Below are 17,747 nucleotides of genomic sequence, written 5' to 3' on the forward strand. Positions count from 1 at the left end.
TATCCTCAGGATTGAGTGTAGCCAAACAAACCGGGCGTCACAACAGGTAGTATTGGGCCCTAGTCGCGGCGCAACGCTTTGAGAACCCGATCCAGGTCCTTGCTTTGTCTGCTGACCTGAGCCGGCGCTTTTTTGACCAGATTGTAGTACAGCGTCGGATCATAGATCTGTACCGCAAGTCCCAAACGTTCGGCGGTCAACAAACCCTGCGCCTGCAACAGCTGATATGCAGCGCGGGACCGCTCAATCCGCGATGCAACCTCGGCCAGTTGCGCGTCCAGAAGGTCTTGCTGTGCGTTCAGAACATCCAGCGTGGTCCGGGCGCCCAAAGTAGCTTCTTCGCGGATACCATCAAACGCCACTTGCGATGCACGAACCCGTTCGGTCGACGCCCGCAAACTTGCTGATGCGGCCTGGAAACGAGCGTAAGCATCTGTCACACCCTGAGTGATATCCTTCTGCACATTCAACAGGTTGGCGCGTGACGCATCCCGTGTTGCCATGGCGCGGCGTACGCTTGCGGCTAGGCGACCACCGGCATAGATCGGTTGACTGAAGTCCAGCGAAACCGAGCCGTCTTCGATGTTGTCATCGTTGTCGTAGGTCTCAGTAATACCGGCGAATGCGTTCAGGCTAACGTTCGGACCCAGATTGGCGCGCTGCTGCGCGACGATCAGGTCGAAAGCGCGCACCTGGTGCTGCGCCGAAAGAATTGCCGGGTGGTTACGCTGCGCCAGACTTACGGCCTGCGCTTCCGAGCTTGGCAGATTTGGTAGGCTCGGTTGACCTGCTGTTCGTCCGGGCGATTTGCCGACTGCATTCACATATTCCGCCTGCGCCGTGTCGAGGTTACCGCGCGCAACCGCCAGATCGGCTTGCGAACTGGCAAGCTGAGCTTGTGACAGCGCGACGTCAGTACGCGTAACTTCGCCCACATCGAACCGGTCCTGCGATGCTCGCAATTCCTCGGCCGATACATCGACGTTGTTCAGGCGAATCTGCACGGTTTCTTCCTGCAGGAGAACTTCGAGATAGGCATTTGCGCCGCGGAACAGAACCTGTTGCTCGATGTCAACAAGGGTCTGTCGGGTGGATAGCACCGTTTCTTGCGCCGACTGCTTGCCCAGTACAGAAGCCCCGCCATCGTAGAGCAGTTGGCCGAGCGTCAACCCCGTAAAGAAGTTGTTCGGGTCGGTTCTTGTCACCACATCGCTGATGTTGCGACGATTGTAGTTGCTGCTAATTGAAACCGTCCAGTTGATGATCGGTCGAAGCGCAGACAACGCGATTGCCACGTCTTCGTCTGCTGCACGCAACAAGGCTCGGTTTTGCTCCAGCAGACCGCTGGTATTGTACGCGCCAATGAATGCGTCAGTTATATTGTCGGCCCAAACGGCCCGTCCCGGTACAAAGCTAAGTGCGACCCCCGCAGTCAGCGCCAGCGCCTTGACCAGCTTTCCTCCCGCCATAGAACTCATAACGAAATCCTCTCAAATCAAAATTACGCTGCTCTGCCGACAGTTTGCGCGTTTGTGTTCAACTAATCAAGGCAGCAGAGCAATCCGCCATTAAACTATAGCGAAAATACACGGTTCGTGGAAAATGCCTGTAAAATCGGTGCATTGGCGTTAAACGCGTCGCGCCAGGTCACGCGATCTCCGGATTTGTGGCCGATACGGACGGTCCCCAACGCGCCTTCGACGAAAAGGCAGGCAATACGCCCGTGATCCTTGAGCTGCGCAATCAACGCATCCGGAACCTGTTCCACACCACCCTGGATTACGATCACGTCGTAGGGCCCATGTTCGGGGGCGCCTTGCGCAAGTGGACCGACATGCACAATCGCATTGTCCGCGTCCGCTTCCATCAGGATGGACTGAGATTCGGCCGCCAGGCTTTCGTCTTCTTCCACGGCGACAACCAATTGTGCCATACGCGCAGCAACGGCGGTCGAATACCCCAGAGCCGGGGCAATATCCAAAACTGACTCGTCATTGGAGATGTTCAAAATGTCCAACATCTTGGCCAATGTCCGCGGCTCTAACATGCAGCGTCCGTCGCCCAGTTCGATCAATCCCTCGACATAAGCCGCCTCGCGCTGTGAGTCCGGCACGAAGTTTTCACGCTTGACGGTCAGCATCGCGTCGATGATGGGAAATTTCGTGACATCAGAAGGACGTATCTGTGTATCGACCATTGTCCGGCGACGGGCTGCGAAATCTGTCATTGGATCGCTCGTTTTGTTCCCTTGGGTGATTGAGTTCTGCCACATCCTTGAAAAACCGGCAACGGCCCAGACACGGAAACTTACTAATTCGCACAGGATACAACGTCGCAACCAGAGGCCTAGTTTGCACCCTGCTCCGAAAATTGCGTTTCCCCCTCTGGACGCTACTGTCGAAAGCTGCTAAAACGCCTGTCACACCACGACAAGTATTTGATTTTACTTGAAAAGGCGAGTTGGCGGAGTGGTGACGCAGCGGATTGCAAATCCGTGTACACCGGTTCGATTCCGGTACTCGCCTCCATTTTCTTCCTCGTATGGCACCCTGTGCTTTGCCTCCGAAATTTCAGGCGTTTACAGTTGGGTACCAGTTGCCTCTTGGACTCCGGAACCACGTTTATTTCAGCACTGAAGTCTGGGACGGCATGCCGAAGCGGCTTGAGGAGGCTGCCAACCATGCCAGATCGACGCTTGTGAACGCGCACAGACTGGACATGACGCACTGTGCGTCGGGCGTTGAAGGTCACGCTTTGCCTCCGTTGCGTTCCTATGCGCATGCCGCAGTTATCGCTCAGATGCTGGTACAAAATGCGATTGTTGCGATTGCAGGTCCCGCGATTCCATTCGTGAATTAAAACGACTTGATTGTCGGGCGCTAAGACGCTCAATCATCTGCGGCGGCGGAGCAGTTTGATCTTGTCTGCATGATCGGCTTGCCTCGGATGCCGCTGACTGACATCGGCACGTCGCTTTTCTGACGTGAAGGGTTTTCACCCACCTCTCATGCTTGACAAGCCCCCTGCCCGTGCCGCATGTCGCTGGCGTTGGTGTCCATCCTCGGATGGATGAAAAGGGAATGTGCCAGCGATGTCATCGCCAAGCGCAGCCGCCCCCGCGACCGTGACCGGAGAGGGTGCCCAAAGCCACTGGCCCAATAGGCCGGGAAGGCGGGACATCCGACAGAGGCCGCCTCTGACATCCGCAAGCCGGGAGACCTGCCAGCACCCGAAGTTGAAACCGGGCGGGGTGTTCCGGTGTCGGGTCCATGTCGCACACGTGGCCCGCATGAAACCCCGTCCCCCGTATAAAGGATGAGGGGGATGAGAGACGTGACCGAGACCACACCAGTCGAATTGCTGGTCTGCACGACATGCCGTCGCGGGCTGCCCATCGAAGATGACGCCCAGCGACCCGGTACTTTGCTGCACAAAGCTCTGGAGCAGGCTGGCTTGCCTGACGGCGTGGACCTGAAGCCGGTGGAATGCCTGTCGAACTGTGATCAGGGATGTTCGATCGTTTTGCGTGGTGGCCCGTCCCGCTGGACCTTCGTTTATGAAAACCTCGACGAGTCCGACCACGTTGAAACCATCGTTGACGGCGTCACCAAATATCTGGCCGCCGAAGACGGTCTGGTCAAATGGCGTGAGCGCCCCGAACATTTCCGCAAAAACTGTGCGGCCCGCATTCCCCCGATTGGAGCCCTGAAATGAGCAACCTCGAAAAACTTCCCGTCACCGTGATCACCGGCTTTCTGGGCTCGGGCAAGACCACGCTGGTCAAGCACCTGATGCAGAATCCGCAGGGCAAACGCTTGGCCGTGGTCGTCAATGAGTTCGGTGACGTTGGCGTCGATGGTGACATCCTGAAATCCTGCGCCATCCCGGATTGCCCGGCGGAAAACATCATGGAGCTGGCCAATGGCTGCATCTGTTGCACCGTGGCTGATGACTTCATCCCGACTATCGAGGCGCTTATGGCGCTGGAGCCGCGCCCGGATCACATCCTGATCGAAACCTCCGGCCTCGCGCTGCCCAAGCCGCTGCTGAAGGCATTCGACTGGCCTGATATCCGCTCCAAAATCACCGTTGATGGTGTGATCGCTCTGGCAGATGCCGAGGCCGTGGCTGCAGGACGCTTTGCTCCGAATGTCGAAGCCGTGGACGCCCAGCGCCTGGCGGACGACTCGATCGACCACGAAACGCCCCTGTCCGAAGTGTTCGAGGACCAGATCTCCTGCGCCGACATCATCCTGCTGACCAAGCCCGATCTGGCCGGTCCCGAGGGTGTCGCCAAGGCCAAAGAGATCATCGCAGCCGAGGCCCCTCGCCCGCTGCCTGTGGTAGAAGTCGCCGAAGGCGCCGTAGACGTGCGCGTCGTTCTGGGCCTCGAAGCCGCTGCCGAGGATGACATGGACGCCCGCCCAAGCCATCACGACGGACACCACGATCACGAGCATGACGATTTCGAAAGCATCATCGTCGAGCTGCCAGAACAGACCGATCCGGCCCAACTGGTCGCCAATATCGAACGTCTGGCCAATGAGCTGAACATCCTGCGGGTCAAAGGCTATGCTGCCGTTCAGGGCAAACCGATGCGTCTGCTGGTTCAGGCTGTTGGTGCCCGTGTACGCCACCAGTACGACCGCCCGTGGGAACCCGGCGAAGAGCGCCGTTCGCGTCTGGTTGTGATCGCCGAGCATGACGACATCAAAGAGGCCGCGATCCGCGATATCCTCGTGGGCGTGACCGAGGCCGCCGAGTAAGCCATGCACGTCGTCTTCCGCGAAAGCCACGGGCTCGAGGAAACCGAGACCCCGACCGATCTGGGCCAGAGCCCAGCGGACCTAGTGGTGCTGTCCTTTTCGGACAGCGACCTTGGCGCTTTCGCGGCGGGCTGGCATCGCGGTGGTGGGGCCGAAGGGCGAATGCCGACGATGCGGCTGGCCAACCTGACGGCACTAAAACACCCCTTGTCAGTTGACACCTATGTTGAACAGACGTTGGAGGGTGCGAAGGGCATCCTGATCCGTTTGATCGGCGGCGTCCCGTACTGGTCCTACGGGTTGCAGCAAGTTCTGGCGCTGGCACAATCCAAAGGCATCGCGCTGGCTGTGTTGCCTGCTGACGGGCGTGAAGATACGCGGTTGGATGACTACTCCACCCTGCCCGTTTCTACCCTGCGGCGGCTGGCGCATCTGTGTGACACCGGCGGCGAAGTCGCGGCACAGGCCGCATTGGCACAGATGGCTTTAGCCGCGGGGCTTTACGCTGGGCCTGTGATGGGCGCGAAAACCCTGCCCGAATGCGGTGTGTGGTGCCCCGACTGCGGCGTGATCCCGGTGGATCAGGCGTTTGCCAGCGACGCGAAGCGTATCATCGTAACATTTTACCGCGCATATCTGACCTCGGCGGACACCGCCCCGGTCGCGGCCCTGATCCGCAGCCTGCGCGCCCGGGGATATGAAGCTGTTGGTCTGTTCGCTCCATCGCTGAAAGCGCCCGCTGTTGCGGATTGGTTGCGGGAAAACGTCGTGACGCTGAACCCTGCGGCCATTATCAACGCCACGTCCTTCTCTGGCAAAGGTGCGTCTGGAACGTCCCCGTTGGACGCCGCAAATGTGCCTGTGTTTCAGATCGCGCTCGCCACATCGCGCCGCAAGGCGTGGGCCGAAGCGGAACGTGGTCTGTCGCCTGCCGATCTGGCGATGCATGTTGTCCTGCCCGAAGTGGACGGGCGGATTTCGGCGGGTATCGCTTCTTTCAAGGAACCGGGCAAACGTGACCCATATCTGGAGTATTCCCGCTTTGCCCACCGGGCCGAGCCGGAACGGATCGAGGCCATCATCGACCGCGTCACCGGTTGGCTGAACCTGAACGAAAAGCCCAAAGCTGATCAAACCCCAGTGCTGGTGCTGTCCACCTACCCAGGCAAAGACTGGCAAATGGCCCATGCGGTGGGCCTCGACGCGCTGGCATCGGCCGAGGCGATGCTGTCTGATCTGCAGGACGAAGGCTATGACACCGAGCCAGCAGAACCGATTGCTGACGTTTTGCTGGAGGCTCGGATTAAGTGGCCGCTGCAAGAATACCTCAACGTTTTGGCCGGTCTACCGGACCAACTGCGCGCGGATCTGGAAACGATCTGGGGCAACCCCGAAGATGACCCGGCATTCACCGATGGCGCGTTTCACTTTACTGCGCTGCGTCGGGGCAAAGCGCTGGTCGCGCTGCAGCCCGAACGCGGAACGCCCGAGTCGCGCGACGACGACTATCATGACCTGTCGCGCACCCCGCGCCACGGTTATGTCGCCTTTTACCTGTGGCTGCGTAAAGGTCTGGGCGCAAACGCGCTGATCCATATCGGGGCCCACGGAACACTGGAATGGCTGCCGGGCAAATCAGTCGCCCTGTCCAACGAATGCTGGCCCGAAGCGCTGATTGGTGACCTACCGGTGATTTATCCCTTCATCGTCAACGATCCCGGCGAGGCCGCTCAGGCCAAGCGCCGGATCGGCGCCGTCACACTGGGCCACATCCCGCCCCCGATGAAGGACAGCGGCACGCCGGATCGGATGGTCCGGCTGGAATCGTTACTGGATGAGTTTTCGAACGCAGATGGTCTGGACCCCAAACGTCGGGACCGGCTGCAGGAAGATATCCGCGACGAAGCGCAAGCCATCGGACTTGAAAGTGACCTGGGTCTCGATCAGGCCACCTGCACTGCCGAGGCAATTACACGCATCGACCGTTTTGTCTGTGATATCAAGGAAAGCCAGTTTGGCGATGGGCTGCATATCTTTGGGCGTGCGCCCAAAGCTACTGCCAACTTTGACACGACCCCTTCTGCCCACGCCGAACGCAATGCCCTGACCGACGCGCTGGCAGGGAAACGGATTGAGGCTGGCCCGTCCGGGTCCCCCTATCGCGGGCGGTCAGACGTCCTTCCCACCGGGCGAAACCTGTTTACGACCGACCCGCGCTCGGTTCCGACCCGCGCGGCCTATACCCAAGGTGTGAAACTGGCCGAAGAACTGGTCCGGCGGCACCTGCAGGAAGAAGGCGACTATCCCAAAGGGCTGATCGTAGACCTATGGGGCTCGGCCACCATGCGGACTGCGGGCGAAGAGTTCGCCATGGCGTTGCACCTGCTGGGCGTGAAACCCGTCTGGGACAAGGGATCCGAGCGCGTATCGGGCATCGAGGTGCTGCCCATCACCGATCTCAGCCGCCCGCGTTTGGACGTGACATTGCGCGTGTCCGGCCTGTTCCGGGACGTGTTCCCCACGCTTTCGGCGCTTTATGGTCAGGCAATTCGCGCGTTGTGCGACCGAGACGAGGCACCGGATTGGAACCCTTATGCCGGACACGCTCCGACGGCGCGCGTCTTTGGACCGGCTCCGGGCAGCTATGGCGTGAACATGACGCAGCTGTCCGAAGTCTATACGGATGAGGCCCGCGAACAGGCCGGAGAAGCATGGCTTGAGGCCAGCTCATTCGCTTTGGAAGGCGAACATATCACTCAGGACATGGACGGCATTACCCAACGGGTCGCGAACGCGGACAGTTTCGTGCATCTGCAGGACCTGACAGAAACCGACCTGTTGCTGGCTAACGATTACGCCACGCACGAGGCTGGTTTCGCCGCTGCCAAAAAAGTCACCGGTGGCGCGGCGCAGCTTTATCATCTGGACAACACAAACCCGGAAAACCCGCGCGCCCGAACGCTGCCTGAAGAAATCAGCCGCGTCGTGCACGCCCGCGCTGCCAATCCGGGCTGGATCGCGGGCATGCAGAGGCATGGCTTCCGGGGCGCTGCGGAAATCGCGGCGACGCTGGATCACATGGCCTCTTTCGCCCATCTGTCAGGCACGGTCGCGCCGCACCTGTTCGACATCTATCACGACGCCACTTTGGGCGACGCTGAGGTCGACGCGTTTTTGCAAGAGGCCAACCCCCGCGCGCATCAGGCCATGCAGGATCGGTTCCGCGCTTTGTTAGACGCTGGCCTTTGGAACACACGCCGAAACTCGATCCGGGCGGATCTGGAGGGGCTGGGATGAGCACCCCGGTTGTTCAGGGTTGGTGCCCAGGATCACATCGGCCGATGATGTCCGGCGACGGCCTGGTCGTTCGGGTGCGTCCTCGTTTAGCTCGCTTAAATGCCGCTCAGGCGCTTGGTCTGTGCCAGTTGGCCGAGAGATTTGGCAATGGCACGATAGACCTGACCAACCGGGCCAATCTGCAACTGCGCGGGGTCAAGGAAAAAGATCACAGGGCTCTGCTGTCCGAACTGGCCGTGCTGGACCTTTTAGATGCCGAGCCCGGTATTGAAGTTCGTCGTAATATCCTTGTGTCACCCCTGTATCAATCAGGCGACAGAACCGCCCGACTGACCAGGGAACTGATCGACCGTTTGGGAGAACTGCCAAACCTGCCTGCGAAATTTGGTTTTGCCATTGATACCGGCCCCGAACGCCTGCTGGCGGCGGATTCGGCCGATATCAGGATTGAGGCAGGTACCGAAGGTCTCATTCTGCGCGCCGATGGGGCCAAGACCGGCCGCCGAGTTTCGGAAGCCGATGCGATTGATCAACTGATCGCTCTAGCCGGGTGGTTTGCCGAGCGTTTCACCCCGGACACACGCCGCATGGCGCGAATGATCGCAAAGCAGGATTTGCCTGCGAGTTGGCAAGGCAGCACGCCGGGCGACATCGGCTCGCCGCTGCAACCGGAGGCCTACGATCTTGGCCCGCTTTATGGCGCTGCGTTCGGGCAATTGCGTGCGCAACAGCTCTCTGATCTCATTGCGGACAGTGGGGCCTCTGCCTTGCGGGTCACCCCATGGCGGTTGATCCTGCTGGAAGGCGGGGCGGCGATCCCCACACCGGACTTTGTTACAGATGCTGCCGACCCGCTATTGACAACCGACGCCTGCCCCGGCGCGCCATTTTGCCCACAGGCGCAAGTGGAAACCCGCAATATCGCGCGCGCACTGGCGGCCCGGGTTGCAAGCAGTCTGCATGTATCCGGCTGTGCCAAGGGCTGTGCCCGTATGGGCCCCGCAAATGTCACTCTGATCGGCAATGACGGACGATTTGATCTTGTCAAAAACGGCCGTGCAGGGGATGAGCCGTCACAATGCGGGCTAACACTCGAAACACTCATGACTATGGACCTCACCTGATGCCCTATGAATACGAAACCGATGGCGCGGCGATCTATAAGCAGAGCTTTGCCACGATCCGGTCCGAGGCCGATCTGGCACGCTTTGATGCAGATGAAGAACAGGTCGCGGTTCGCATGATCCACGCCGCCGGAATGGTCGGGCTGGAAGAATTCGTGCATTTTTCGCCCGGCTTCGTGCCAGCCGCGCGGACTGCACTAGAGAACGGCGCGCCGATCCTGTGCGACGCGCGAATGGTCAGCGAAGGTGTGACCCGGTTCCGCCTGCCAGCGGATAATGAGGTGATCTGCACCTTGCACGAAGAACGAGTGCGCCCGCTGGCGGCCGAAATGAGCAATACCCGCTCTGCCGCCGCGCTGGAGCTGTGGCGTCCGCATCTTGAGGGCGCTTTGGTTGCTATCGGGAATGCGCCCACCGCTCTGTTCCACTTGCTGAACATGCTGGAAGACCCCGACTGCCCCCGCCCGGCCGCCATCATTGGGTGCCCGGTGGGCTTTGTCGGAGCAGTCGAATCCAAGGATGCCTTATGGGAGGCGCAACCGGTGCCCTCATGCATCGTCAAAGGCCGCCTGGGCGGCAGCGCCATCACAGTAGCAGCCATCAACGCCATCGCGAGCCGCGCGGAATGAGCGCGGGCAAAATATATGGCGTGGGCCTTGGCCCCGGCGATCCAGACCTGATGAGCGTTCGGGCCGATCGCTTGCTGCGCAATGCCCGGCACGTGGCGTTTTTCCGCAAACCCGGTCGCAGCGGACAGGCACGCAAGATCGTCAATGGTATGATCCCAGACAGCGCTGTCGAATTTCCGATGGAATACCCTGTCACCACGGAAATTCCACTGGATGATCCGCGCTATAACAAACTACTGTCGGCCTTTTACAAGGACTGTGCCGCCCATTTGAAGGCGCTGTCGGATCAGGGTGAGGATGTGGTGGTTCTGTGTGAAGGAGATCCGTTCTTTTACGGCTCTTTCATGCACCTTTACAGCCGCTTACGAGACAAAGCAGAAGTAGAGGTGGTGCCCGCGATCACTGGCATGTCCGGAGCGTGGACAGCAACAGGTGACCCGATCACCTGGGGCGATGACGTGCTGACGGTCTTAGTCGGCACCCTGCCAGAAGAGGATCTGGCACATCGCATGGCTCAGACCGACGCTTTGGTCGTGATGAAAATCGGGCGTAACATCGACAAGGTGAAACGCGCGCTGAAAACCGCTGGTCTGTACGACCGGGCATGGATCGTCGAATTCGCCCAGATGCCAAACCAAACGGTGACGAAACTGTCTGAGGCGTGTGAGAAGGTTACCCCTTATTTCTCGATCATTATCGTGCATGGTCAAGGGCGACGGCCATGAGTGGTTGGGTCAAGATCGCGGGTCTTGGGCCTGGCAACGAAGACCTGGTCACGCCCGAGGTTTCAGCTGCATTGGCTGAGGCCACGGATATCGTGGGTTATATCCCTTACGTCGCGCGAGTGACGGAACGCCCCGGCCTGACGCTACATGCCAGCGACAACCGAGTCGAGATCGACCGATCCCAACACGCTTTACAGATGGCGGCTGAGGGTAAACGCGTGGCCGTCGTATCTTCGGGTGACCCCGGGGTCTTCGCAATGGCAGCGGCTGTTTTCGAAGCGCTGGAGAATGGGCCAGAAGAATGGCGCGACATCCCCATCGATGTCCTGCCGGGTATCACCGCGATGCTGGCGGCGTCGGCCCGTGCCGGAGCACCTCTGGGTCATGATTTCTGCGCGATCAACCTCAGCGATAATCTGAAACCTTGGTCCCTGATTGAAAAGCGTCTTCGCCTGGCGGCGCAGGGTGATTTTGCGATGGCATTCTACAACCCACGCTCGAAGTCCCGCCCGGAAGGCTTTGTAAAAACTTTGGAAATCCTGCGCGAAGAATGCGAGCCCGGGCGCCTGATCCTGTTTGCACGCGCTGTATCGCGCGCGGATGAGGCGATCCGGGTTTCGACACTGGCCGAGGCCACACCCGACATGGCGGACATGCAGACCGTGGTCATCGTCGGGTCATCCCTGACACGCGTTATCGAACGCAAAAATGCGCCGATTGTCTATACGCCAAGGTTCACACCCGAATGAGCCACCCAGTCCAGAACCTGCGCCACGTTCGACAGTTCGGTCCTTTGCGGAAGGGTCGGACGATCGATCATAAGCACCGGCACGCCCAGCGCCCGCGCGGCGTCAAGCTTCGCGCGCGCGCCGGTTCCGCCCGAGTTCTTGGACACAACAAGTTCGATGCGGTGGCTCTGCAACAGTGCCCGGTCCTCTGCTTCGGTAAAGGGCCCGCGCGAAACGATCACATCGCAATCGGGCAGTGGCAGCGTATCAGGTTCATCCACCAGCCTCAGCAGAAAGTGGTGCTGGGGTTGGGCCGCGAATTCCTCAAGATGCAGGCGGCCAACCGCCAGAAAAACGCGCCGTTTTGGGCCGTCCAAGGCGGCAACCGCTGCCTCAAGGTCGGGAACATGCTGCCAGCGATCGCTGTCCTGCGCACACCACGACGGGCGCGTCAAAGCCGACAGCGGCACCGCAGCTTCGCGGCAGGCGGCAATAGCGTTCGTACTCATCTGCGCGGCAAAGGGATGTGTTGCATCGACCACATGCGTGATCGCGTGGTCCCGCAAGTAGCCGACCAGACCCTCAACGCCGCCAAACCCTCCAACGCGCACCGGCAAGGGTTGGGGCCTTGGATTGTCCACGCGTCCAGCATAGGAATAGGTCGCCGGGATGCCCTGCTTGGCCAGGGTTTTGGCCAACGCGTTGGCCTCGGTCGTGCCGCCAAGGATCAGGAGGTTGGTCATGCATGAAGCTCCGTGGCTAAGCGTTCTGGGCTTGGGCGAAGATGGACTGGATGGCCTGTCACCCGCAAGTCGTCAAGTGCTGGAACGTGCCGAAATCATCATGGGCCCGCCACGCCATCTGTCTCTGATCCCCAACACGGGCGCGCAACAGGTAGAATGGCCCGTACCTTTTTCCGACGGGCTGCCAATACTGACCGGGTTCCGGGGGCGACCGACGGTTGTTCTGGCCTCGGGTGATCCGTTCTGGTTCGGTGCGGGTTCGGTGATCGCGCGCAATTTCGATGCTTGGGAATGGACAGCCCAACCGGGTCAGTCCACCTTTTCGCTGGCAGCTGCGCGTTTGGGCTGGCCCTTGGAAAACACCCAGACGTTCGGCCTGCACGCAGCTCCGCTAACGAGGCTGCGCCCGCATCTGTCACCGAGATTGCGCGCCATCTTGCTGCTGCGCAACGGCGCTGCCGTGGCCGAGCTTGCGACATATCTAAACGAGACGGGGTTTGCTGACACGCAACTGCACGTGATGGAGGCGCTTGGCGGTCCCCGCGAGCGGTCGCGTAGCGTATCGCTGACCGAGGCCCTGCTGGGCGGGTTTGACCATCCCGTTTGCGTAGGGCTTGAGGTTGCGGGCGAAGGTCAGGCACTCCCCAAAGCTTCAGGCAAACCTGACGAGATTTTTGAAAACGACGGCCAGATCACAAAACGTCCCGTGCGAGCCCTGACCCTGTCGGCCTTAGCCCCCAAACGCGGCGAGCATCTGTGGGATATCGGCGGCGGCACTGGCTCGATCAGTATCGAGTGGCTAATGTGCGACCCAACCCTGACTGCGACCACGATCGAACCCCGTGAAGATCGCGCGGGCCGCATTCGCCGCAATGCAGACGCGCTGGGGCAAGACAGGTTGCAAGTCGTGCATGGCACGGCGCCAGAGGTTCTGGACGGCCTTGGATTGCCGGATGTGGTTTTCATCGGTGGTGGTTTGAGCACCGAGTTGCTGACCTGGTTACACGCCGCCCTGCCCGCCGGCACCCGGTTGGTCGCCAATGCTGTGACGCTGGAAAGTGAAGCACTGCTGGCCCAGTGGCATGAAAAACTGGGGGGAGAGCTTTTGCGCATCGAACTGGCCCAGGCTTCGGCGCTTGGCCCAAGGCGCGGCTGGAAATCAGCCTACCCGGTGGTGCAATGGAGCGTGTCGCTATGATCGTCGCGGGTCTTGGCTTCTCATCGGCGGCGACCGTGGACAGTCTGCGCGCAGCCTTTGAACGAGCCAGCTCAGGCCAGAGCGTGGACGCTCTTGCCACTGTGGCCGACAAAGAAGGCCATGCCGCGCTTGTCGAATTCGCATCAGTCACCTCCCTGCCTATCCAATTTATCGCACCCGCCGATCTGACGGGACAGCGCACTCTCACCTGCTCGAACCGCAGCCGTGCCACATATGGCACCGGCAGCGTGGCCGAAGCATCCGCCCTTGCCGCCGCCGGATCAGGTGCGCGACTGACCTCACCCAGACACATCTCGGACGACCGGCTAGCCACTTGCGCCGTCGCCATCGGAGGACAAACATGACCGTTCATTTTATCGGTGCCGGCCCCGGCGCTGCCGACCTTCTGACCCTGCGAGGCCGTGATATCATCGCATCCTGTCCGGTGTGCCTGTACGCAGGATCTCTAGTGCCTGAGGAAATTCTTGGCCACTGTCCCGAGGGCGCAAAGATCATCAACACCGCGCCGATGAATCTGGACCAAATCATGGTCGAAATCGAGACCGCACATAAGGCAGGTCAGGACGTCGCTCGGCTGCATTCCGGAGACCTGTCCGTCTGGTCGGCTATGGGCGAACAGATCCGGCGGCTGAAAGAAATGGGCATTCCCGTCAGTGTCACACCGGGCGTGCCGTCCTTTGCGGCCGCCGCGGCCTCGTTGGGAACGGAACTAACCCTGCCCGGACTTGCACAGTCTGTCGTTTTGACCCGGACACCCGGCCGTGCATCCTCGATGCCTGAAGGCGAAACGCTGGAGAACTTTGCCCGCACTGGTGCAACTTTGGCCATTCATCTGTCGATCGGAAATCTGGACAAGGTGATCGCGGATCTGACCCCGGCCTATGGCGCTGATTGCCCGGTGGCTGTGGTGTACCGCGCCAGCTGGCCGGATGAACGGATCATTCGCGCCACATTGGCAACCCTGAAAGGCGCGCTGGACGAGAGTATTTCTCGGACCGCTCTGATCATGGTCGGCCCTGCCCTTGCGGGCGAAGGGTTTGACGAAAGCTGCCTGTATTCAAAAGACTACGACCGCCGGTATCGTCCACAAAGCGCGGACAGCCCGTGGTCAAGCTGGAGTCATGGCGATGACTAACCCGCCGGGACTGCTTATTTCTGCGCCGTCGTCGGGGACGGGAAAAACCACCGTCATGCTGGGCCTTCTGCGTGCACTGGCCGAGGATGGCCTGACCGTACAGCCATTCAAAAGTGGCCCAGACTATATCGACCCGGCCTTTCACCGTGCCGCAGCCGGACGCGCCTCGTTCAATCTGGACAGTTGGGCGATGGCCGATCCATTGCTGAGCGCGATTTCCGCGCAGGCGGAAGGAGCGGATATCGTCGTGGCCGAAGGATCGATGGGCCTGTTTGACGGCGTCGCCAAGCCTGGCGAAATCGGTCACGGGTCCAGCGCCGAAACCGCTCAACGAATGGGTTGGCCTGTGGTTTTAGTTCTGGATGTGGGCGGTCAGGCGCAATCGGCAGCGGCAACCGCATTGGGGTTTCGGATGTACAATCCCGACCTGCCGTTTGCCGGTGTGATCCTGAACCGCTGCGCCAGCCCACGCCATGAACGCCTGACACGATTGGGCATCGAGCGAGCAGGATTGCCGGTTCTGGGCGTGTTGCCCCGGCGCGGAGACCTGACCCTGCCCGAGCGGCATCTTGGTCTGATCCAAGCGGTCGAGCACCCAGATCTGGAAAGCGCGATTGCCGGGTATGCCGCGTTCCTTCGCGAACACGTAGACCTAGAGGCGATCAAGGCTGCGGCTTCCTCAGGCCCGAATGGGCCATCGTCAGTCGCGCTGCCGCGGCCCCCGGCTCAGCGGATCGCGCTGGCGCGGGATGCTGCGTTTTCGTTCACCTATCCGCATTTGCTTGAAGGTTGGCATGCAGCCGGGGCGGAAGTCCTGCCGTTTTCACCGCTGGCCGACGAAGCGCCCGCTTCGGATGCCGATCTGGTCTGGCTGCCTGGCGGTTATCCTGAACTGCACGCGGGCACTCTGGCCGCTGCCGACACATTCCTGAACGGTCTGCGCAAACATGCCGAGACAAAACCTGTTCATGGTGAGTGCGGCGGGTATATGGCCTTGGGAGACGCTCTGGTCGACAAGGAAGGCGTCCGACATCAGATGGCGGGTCTACTTGGACTTGTGACGTCCTATGAGAAGCGCAAGTTCAATCTTGGGTATCGCAAGGCGCAGTTGTTGGCCCCTATGCCGGGATTTGCTGCCAATGCGACATTGAGAGGCCATGAGTTCCACTATTCCTCGATCCTGGAACAACCCGACGCGCCTTTGGCCCGGGTGTTCGATGCCGAAGGAGTCGAGGGGCCGCAAACTGGGTCGGTTCGTGGCAACGTCACCGGAACATTCTTTCATCTGATTGCAGAGGCGCAGGCATGAGCGGTTTCGTTTCGTTCATTGGTTCTGGTCCCGGGGATCCGGAATTACTGACGCTTAAGGCCGTTGACCGGATGCAAAAGGCGGACGCGGTGCTGTTTGACGACCTAAGCAGTGGTCCGATCCTGGGCCATGCGCATCAGGACGCAGATCTTGTCGGGGTTGGCAAACGGGCCGGGCGACCATCACCAAAACAGGACCACGTCAGCCGCTTGTTGGTAGATTACGCAAAAACTGGCGCGCGCGTGGTGCGACTGAAATCAGGTGATGGCGGATTGTTTGGGCGTCTGGAAGAAGAACTGGTCGCGCTGCGCGAAGCCGGGATCGAATACGAGATCATTCCGGGTATCCCATCTGCGGTCGCGGCTGCGGCAGCAGCTGGCATTCCGCTGACGCGGCGCCTCACAGCGCGTCGTGTACAATTTGTCACCGGCCACGATGTCAGTGGGAAGCTACCCGATGATCTGAATCTGGCCGCCCTTGCCGACCCAGATGCCACCACCGTTGTATTCATGGGCAAGCGCACATTTCCTTTGCTGGTGAAGACATTGAACGAACATGGCTTGCCACTGGAAACACCAGCGCTGATGGCCGAATCCGTTTCGACCCCGGATCAAACCCTGCACCGCTCCACAGTTGGTGGGTTGGCGGACAAGCTGGGTGCTGAAATCGGTACGGCCCCCGCACTGATCCTTTATGGCCCGCTTGCAGAGACCAACGATGTTTGATCTGACATTGATCGGTATTGGCACCGGCAACCCGGATCACCTGACGTTTCAGGGCGCACAGGCCATTCGCGACACGGACCTGATCCTGATCCCGCGCAAGGGCGAGAACAAGGCCGATCTGGCCGGGCTGCGGGAAGAGATTATTGCTAAGGTAACCGACACGCCGCCCAAAATCGCGTACTTTGATATCCCTAAGCGACGTGCCGATGATGGGTACCTGCGCGGCGTGGATGAGTGGCATGATGCAATCGCGTTACGATGGCAGGCGGCAATCTCGGCTCATTCTGATGCACAGCGGGTTTCTCTTCTGATCTGGGGCGACCCTTCGCTTTACGACAGCTCGCTACGCATCGCCTCGCGGCTGAATCCCAAACCACACACGCGTGTGATCCCCGGCATCACCGCGCTGCAGGCACTGACAGCGGCTCATGCAATACCGATCAACGATCTGGGCGCGCCCTACGTGGTGACAACTGGCAGACGTATCCGCGATGAAGGCTGGCCGCTAAATGCCTCAAAAGTGGCAGTTATGCTGGATGGCGAGTGCTCGTTTCAAAGCCTTGAGATGGCAGACTACGATATCTGGTGGGGCGCCTATGTGGGGATGAAAGAGGAAATTCTGATCCAAGGTCCATTGGACGATACGGCCCCGCACATCATCGAAACGCGCGCGAAAGCGCGGGCAGATCATGGATGGATCATGGATATCTATCTGCTGAAAAGGCGTGCGGACTGATCTGAAGACATTCTCCTTAGCAGGTGCCCACGGGATTGTGACTGCGCGAAACATGGTATTCTGGCATCAAACCGACACCCCAGAACCAAGAGGACAGCGCAATGAAGGCTTTTTCGATCATACTGTGTTTGCTGGCCTTACCCGCCTTGGCGCAGGAACCGCAACCGGGCTGGGTCGTTCATCCGACTGGCAAAAGTTATGATGCGCTGGTCGCGGATACAAAGGCCGCAGTAAAAGGAAATGGCCTGATCGTCGTGACACAAGCCGGGCCAACCAAAGCGGCGGCGGCCCGGGGGATCACCATTCCAGGTAATCTGGTGATTGGTGCCTTCAACAATGACTACGCCGTTCGGGTTCTGGAAACGTCAGTCAACGCTATGATCGAAGCGCCCATCCGATTCTACGTGACCGAAAACGCGGACGGCACAGCGACTTTGTCCTACAAAACCCCTAGCCATGTCTTTGCCCCGTACGCCCACCAAGGCGGTGAGCCACTGCAAGAAATTGCAAACGAATTGGACGAAAAGTTTCAAGCCGTGGCAGAATCCGCAGTCAAATAGTCACACTGCCGTGAAGCTGCTTGCGTCCGGGCGCGTCCTCCGCAATCTGCA

Annotated in this window: 18 protein-coding genes, 1 tRNA gene and 1 riboswitch; of the genes, 16 read left to right on the plus strand and 3 right to left on the minus strand. The window is 60.1% G+C overall.

Annotated features, from left to right (window positions below):
* Positions 1-59: 59 nt before the first annotated feature.
* Both GOW92_RS12025 and GOW92_RS12030 read right to left on the minus strand, forming a co-directional pair.
* Entirely contained in the window at positions 60-1,478 is a 1,419-nt protein-coding gene (locus tag GOW92_RS12025) for a TolC family outer membrane protein (protein WP_170560856.1), read from the minus strand.
* A 95-nt stretch (positions 1,479-1,573) separates the two neighbouring features.
* Positions 1,574-2,227, minus strand: a complete 654-nt coding sequence (locus GOW92_RS12030) for a protein-L-isoaspartate O-methyltransferase family protein (protein WP_170560857.1) — start codon at positions 2,225-2,227, stop codon at positions 1,574-1,576.
* Positions 2,228-2,454: 227 nt separating this feature from the next.
* On the opposite strand from GOW92_RS12030, the gene GOW92_RS12035 reads away from it, so the two are divergent.
* The 9 genes from GOW92_RS12035 to cobJ all read left to right on the plus strand — a co-directional run bounded on the left by GOW92_RS12035 (position 2,455) and on the right by cobJ (position 11,290).
* Positions 2,455-2,528 (plus strand) — tRNA-Cys (locus GOW92_RS12035).
* 121 nt (positions 2,529-2,649) lie between these two features.
* Positions 2,650-2,859, plus strand: a complete 210-nt coding sequence (locus GOW92_RS12040; protein ID WP_170560858.1) for a hypothetical protein — start codon at positions 2,650-2,652, stop codon at positions 2,857-2,859.
* Between the two features lie 173 nt (positions 2,860-3,032).
* A riboswitch (cobalamin riboswitch) is annotated at positions 3,033-3,241 on the plus strand.
* An 83-nt stretch (positions 3,242-3,324) separates the two neighbouring features.
* The gene (locus GOW92_RS12045; RefSeq protein ID WP_170560859.1) at positions 3,325-3,714 is read left to right on the plus strand and encodes a DUF1636 family protein; all 390 of its coding nucleotides are present in this window, start codon (positions 3,325-3,327) and stop codon (positions 3,712-3,714) included.
* Positions 3,711-4,766: a cobalamin biosynthesis protein CobW gene (cobW, locus tag GOW92_RS12050; RefSeq protein WP_170560860.1), complete on the plus strand. Its 1,056-nt coding sequence runs from the start codon at positions 3,711-3,713 to the stop codon at positions 4,764-4,766. The genes GOW92_RS12045 and cobW overlap by 4 nt, the downstream gene beginning before the upstream one ends.
* Before the next feature lie 3 nt (positions 4,767-4,769).
* Entirely contained in the window at positions 4,770-8,063 is a 3,294-nt protein-coding gene (gene cobN / locus GOW92_RS12055; protein WP_170560861.1) for a cobaltochelatase subunit CobN, read from the plus strand.
* Positions 8,060-9,187 (plus strand): cobalamin biosynthesis protein CobG, encoded by a 1,128-nt coding sequence (locus GOW92_RS12060; protein ID WP_170560862.1) that lies wholly within the window; start codon positions 8,060-8,062, stop codon positions 9,185-9,187. Before cobN ends, GOW92_RS12060 begins: the two co-directional genes overlap by 4 nt.
* Complete coding sequence (locus GOW92_RS12065; RefSeq protein WP_170560863.1) at positions 9,187-9,816, plus strand: precorrin-8X methylmutase; 630 nt, start codon at positions 9,187-9,189, stop codon at positions 9,814-9,816. Before GOW92_RS12060 ends, GOW92_RS12065 begins: the two co-directional genes overlap by 1 nt.
* Complete coding sequence (locus GOW92_RS12070) at positions 9,813-10,541, plus strand: precorrin-2 C(20)-methyltransferase (protein ID WP_170560864.1); 729 nt, start codon at positions 9,813-9,815, stop codon at positions 10,539-10,541. Before GOW92_RS12065 ends, GOW92_RS12070 begins: the two co-directional genes overlap by 4 nt.
* A complete protein-coding gene (gene cobJ, locus GOW92_RS12075) occupies positions 10,538-11,290 on the plus strand; it encodes a precorrin-3B C(17)-methyltransferase (protein WP_170560865.1) in 753 nt (250 codons plus the stop codon). Before GOW92_RS12070 ends, cobJ begins: the two co-directional genes overlap by 4 nt.
* Here the strand turns inward: cobJ and GOW92_RS12080 are convergent.
* A complete protein-coding gene (locus tag GOW92_RS12080) occupies positions 11,263-12,012 on the minus strand; it encodes a cobalt-precorrin-6A reductase (RefSeq protein ID WP_170560866.1) in 750 nt (249 codons plus the stop codon). The two genes, cobJ and GOW92_RS12080, sit on opposite strands and share 28 nt — an antisense overlap.
* On the opposite strand from GOW92_RS12080, the gene cbiE reads away from it, so the two are divergent.
* The 7 genes from cbiE (at position 12,011) to GOW92_RS12115 (ending at position 17,696) form a co-directional block, all read left to right on the plus strand.
* Entirely contained in the window at positions 12,011-13,210 is a 1,200-nt protein-coding gene (cbiE, locus tag GOW92_RS12085) for a precorrin-6y C5,15-methyltransferase (decarboxylating) subunit CbiE (RefSeq protein ID WP_170560867.1), read from the plus strand. The two genes, GOW92_RS12080 and cbiE, sit on opposite strands and share 2 nt — an antisense overlap.
* On the plus strand, positions 13,207-13,575 hold the full coding sequence (locus GOW92_RS12090) for a cobalamin biosynthesis protein (protein ID WP_170561508.1): 369 nt from the start codon (positions 13,207-13,209) through the stop codon (positions 13,573-13,575). The genes cbiE and GOW92_RS12090 overlap by 4 nt, the downstream gene beginning before the upstream one ends.
* A complete protein-coding gene (gene cobM / locus GOW92_RS12095; protein WP_170560868.1) occupies positions 13,572-14,366 on the plus strand; it encodes a precorrin-4 C(11)-methyltransferase in 795 nt (264 codons plus the stop codon). Before GOW92_RS12090 ends, cobM begins: the two co-directional genes overlap by 4 nt.
* Positions 14,353-15,675 carry a cobyrinate a,c-diamide synthase gene (locus GOW92_RS12100; RefSeq protein WP_170560869.1) on the plus strand — a complete coding sequence of 441 codons (1,323 nt, stop codon included), beginning with the start codon at positions 14,353-14,355 and terminating at the stop codon, positions 15,673-15,675. Before cobM ends, GOW92_RS12100 begins: the two co-directional genes overlap by 14 nt.
* Positions 15,672-16,400, plus strand: coding sequence for a uroporphyrinogen-III C-methyltransferase (gene cobA, locus GOW92_RS12105; protein ID WP_170560870.1), 729 nt, complete (start codon positions 15,672-15,674; stop codon positions 16,398-16,400). The genes GOW92_RS12100 and cobA overlap by 4 nt, the downstream gene beginning before the upstream one ends.
* Positions 16,393-17,136 (plus strand): precorrin-6A synthase (deacetylating), encoded by a 744-nt coding sequence (gene cobF, locus GOW92_RS12110; protein WP_170560871.1) that lies wholly within the window; start codon positions 16,393-16,395, stop codon positions 17,134-17,136. Before cobA ends, cobF begins: the two co-directional genes overlap by 8 nt.
* Positions 17,137-17,237: 101 nt before the next feature.
* Positions 17,238-17,696 (plus strand): DUF302 domain-containing protein, encoded by a 459-nt coding sequence (locus tag GOW92_RS12115; RefSeq protein ID WP_170560872.1) that lies wholly within the window; start codon positions 17,238-17,240, stop codon positions 17,694-17,696.
* Positions 17,697-17,747: the final 51 nt, after the last annotated feature.

It is taken from the genome of Ruegeria atlantica (assembly GCF_013032505.1).
Taxonomy (GTDB): domain Bacteria; phylum Pseudomonadota; class Alphaproteobacteria; order Rhodobacterales; family Rhodobacteraceae; genus Ruegeria; species Ruegeria atlantica_F.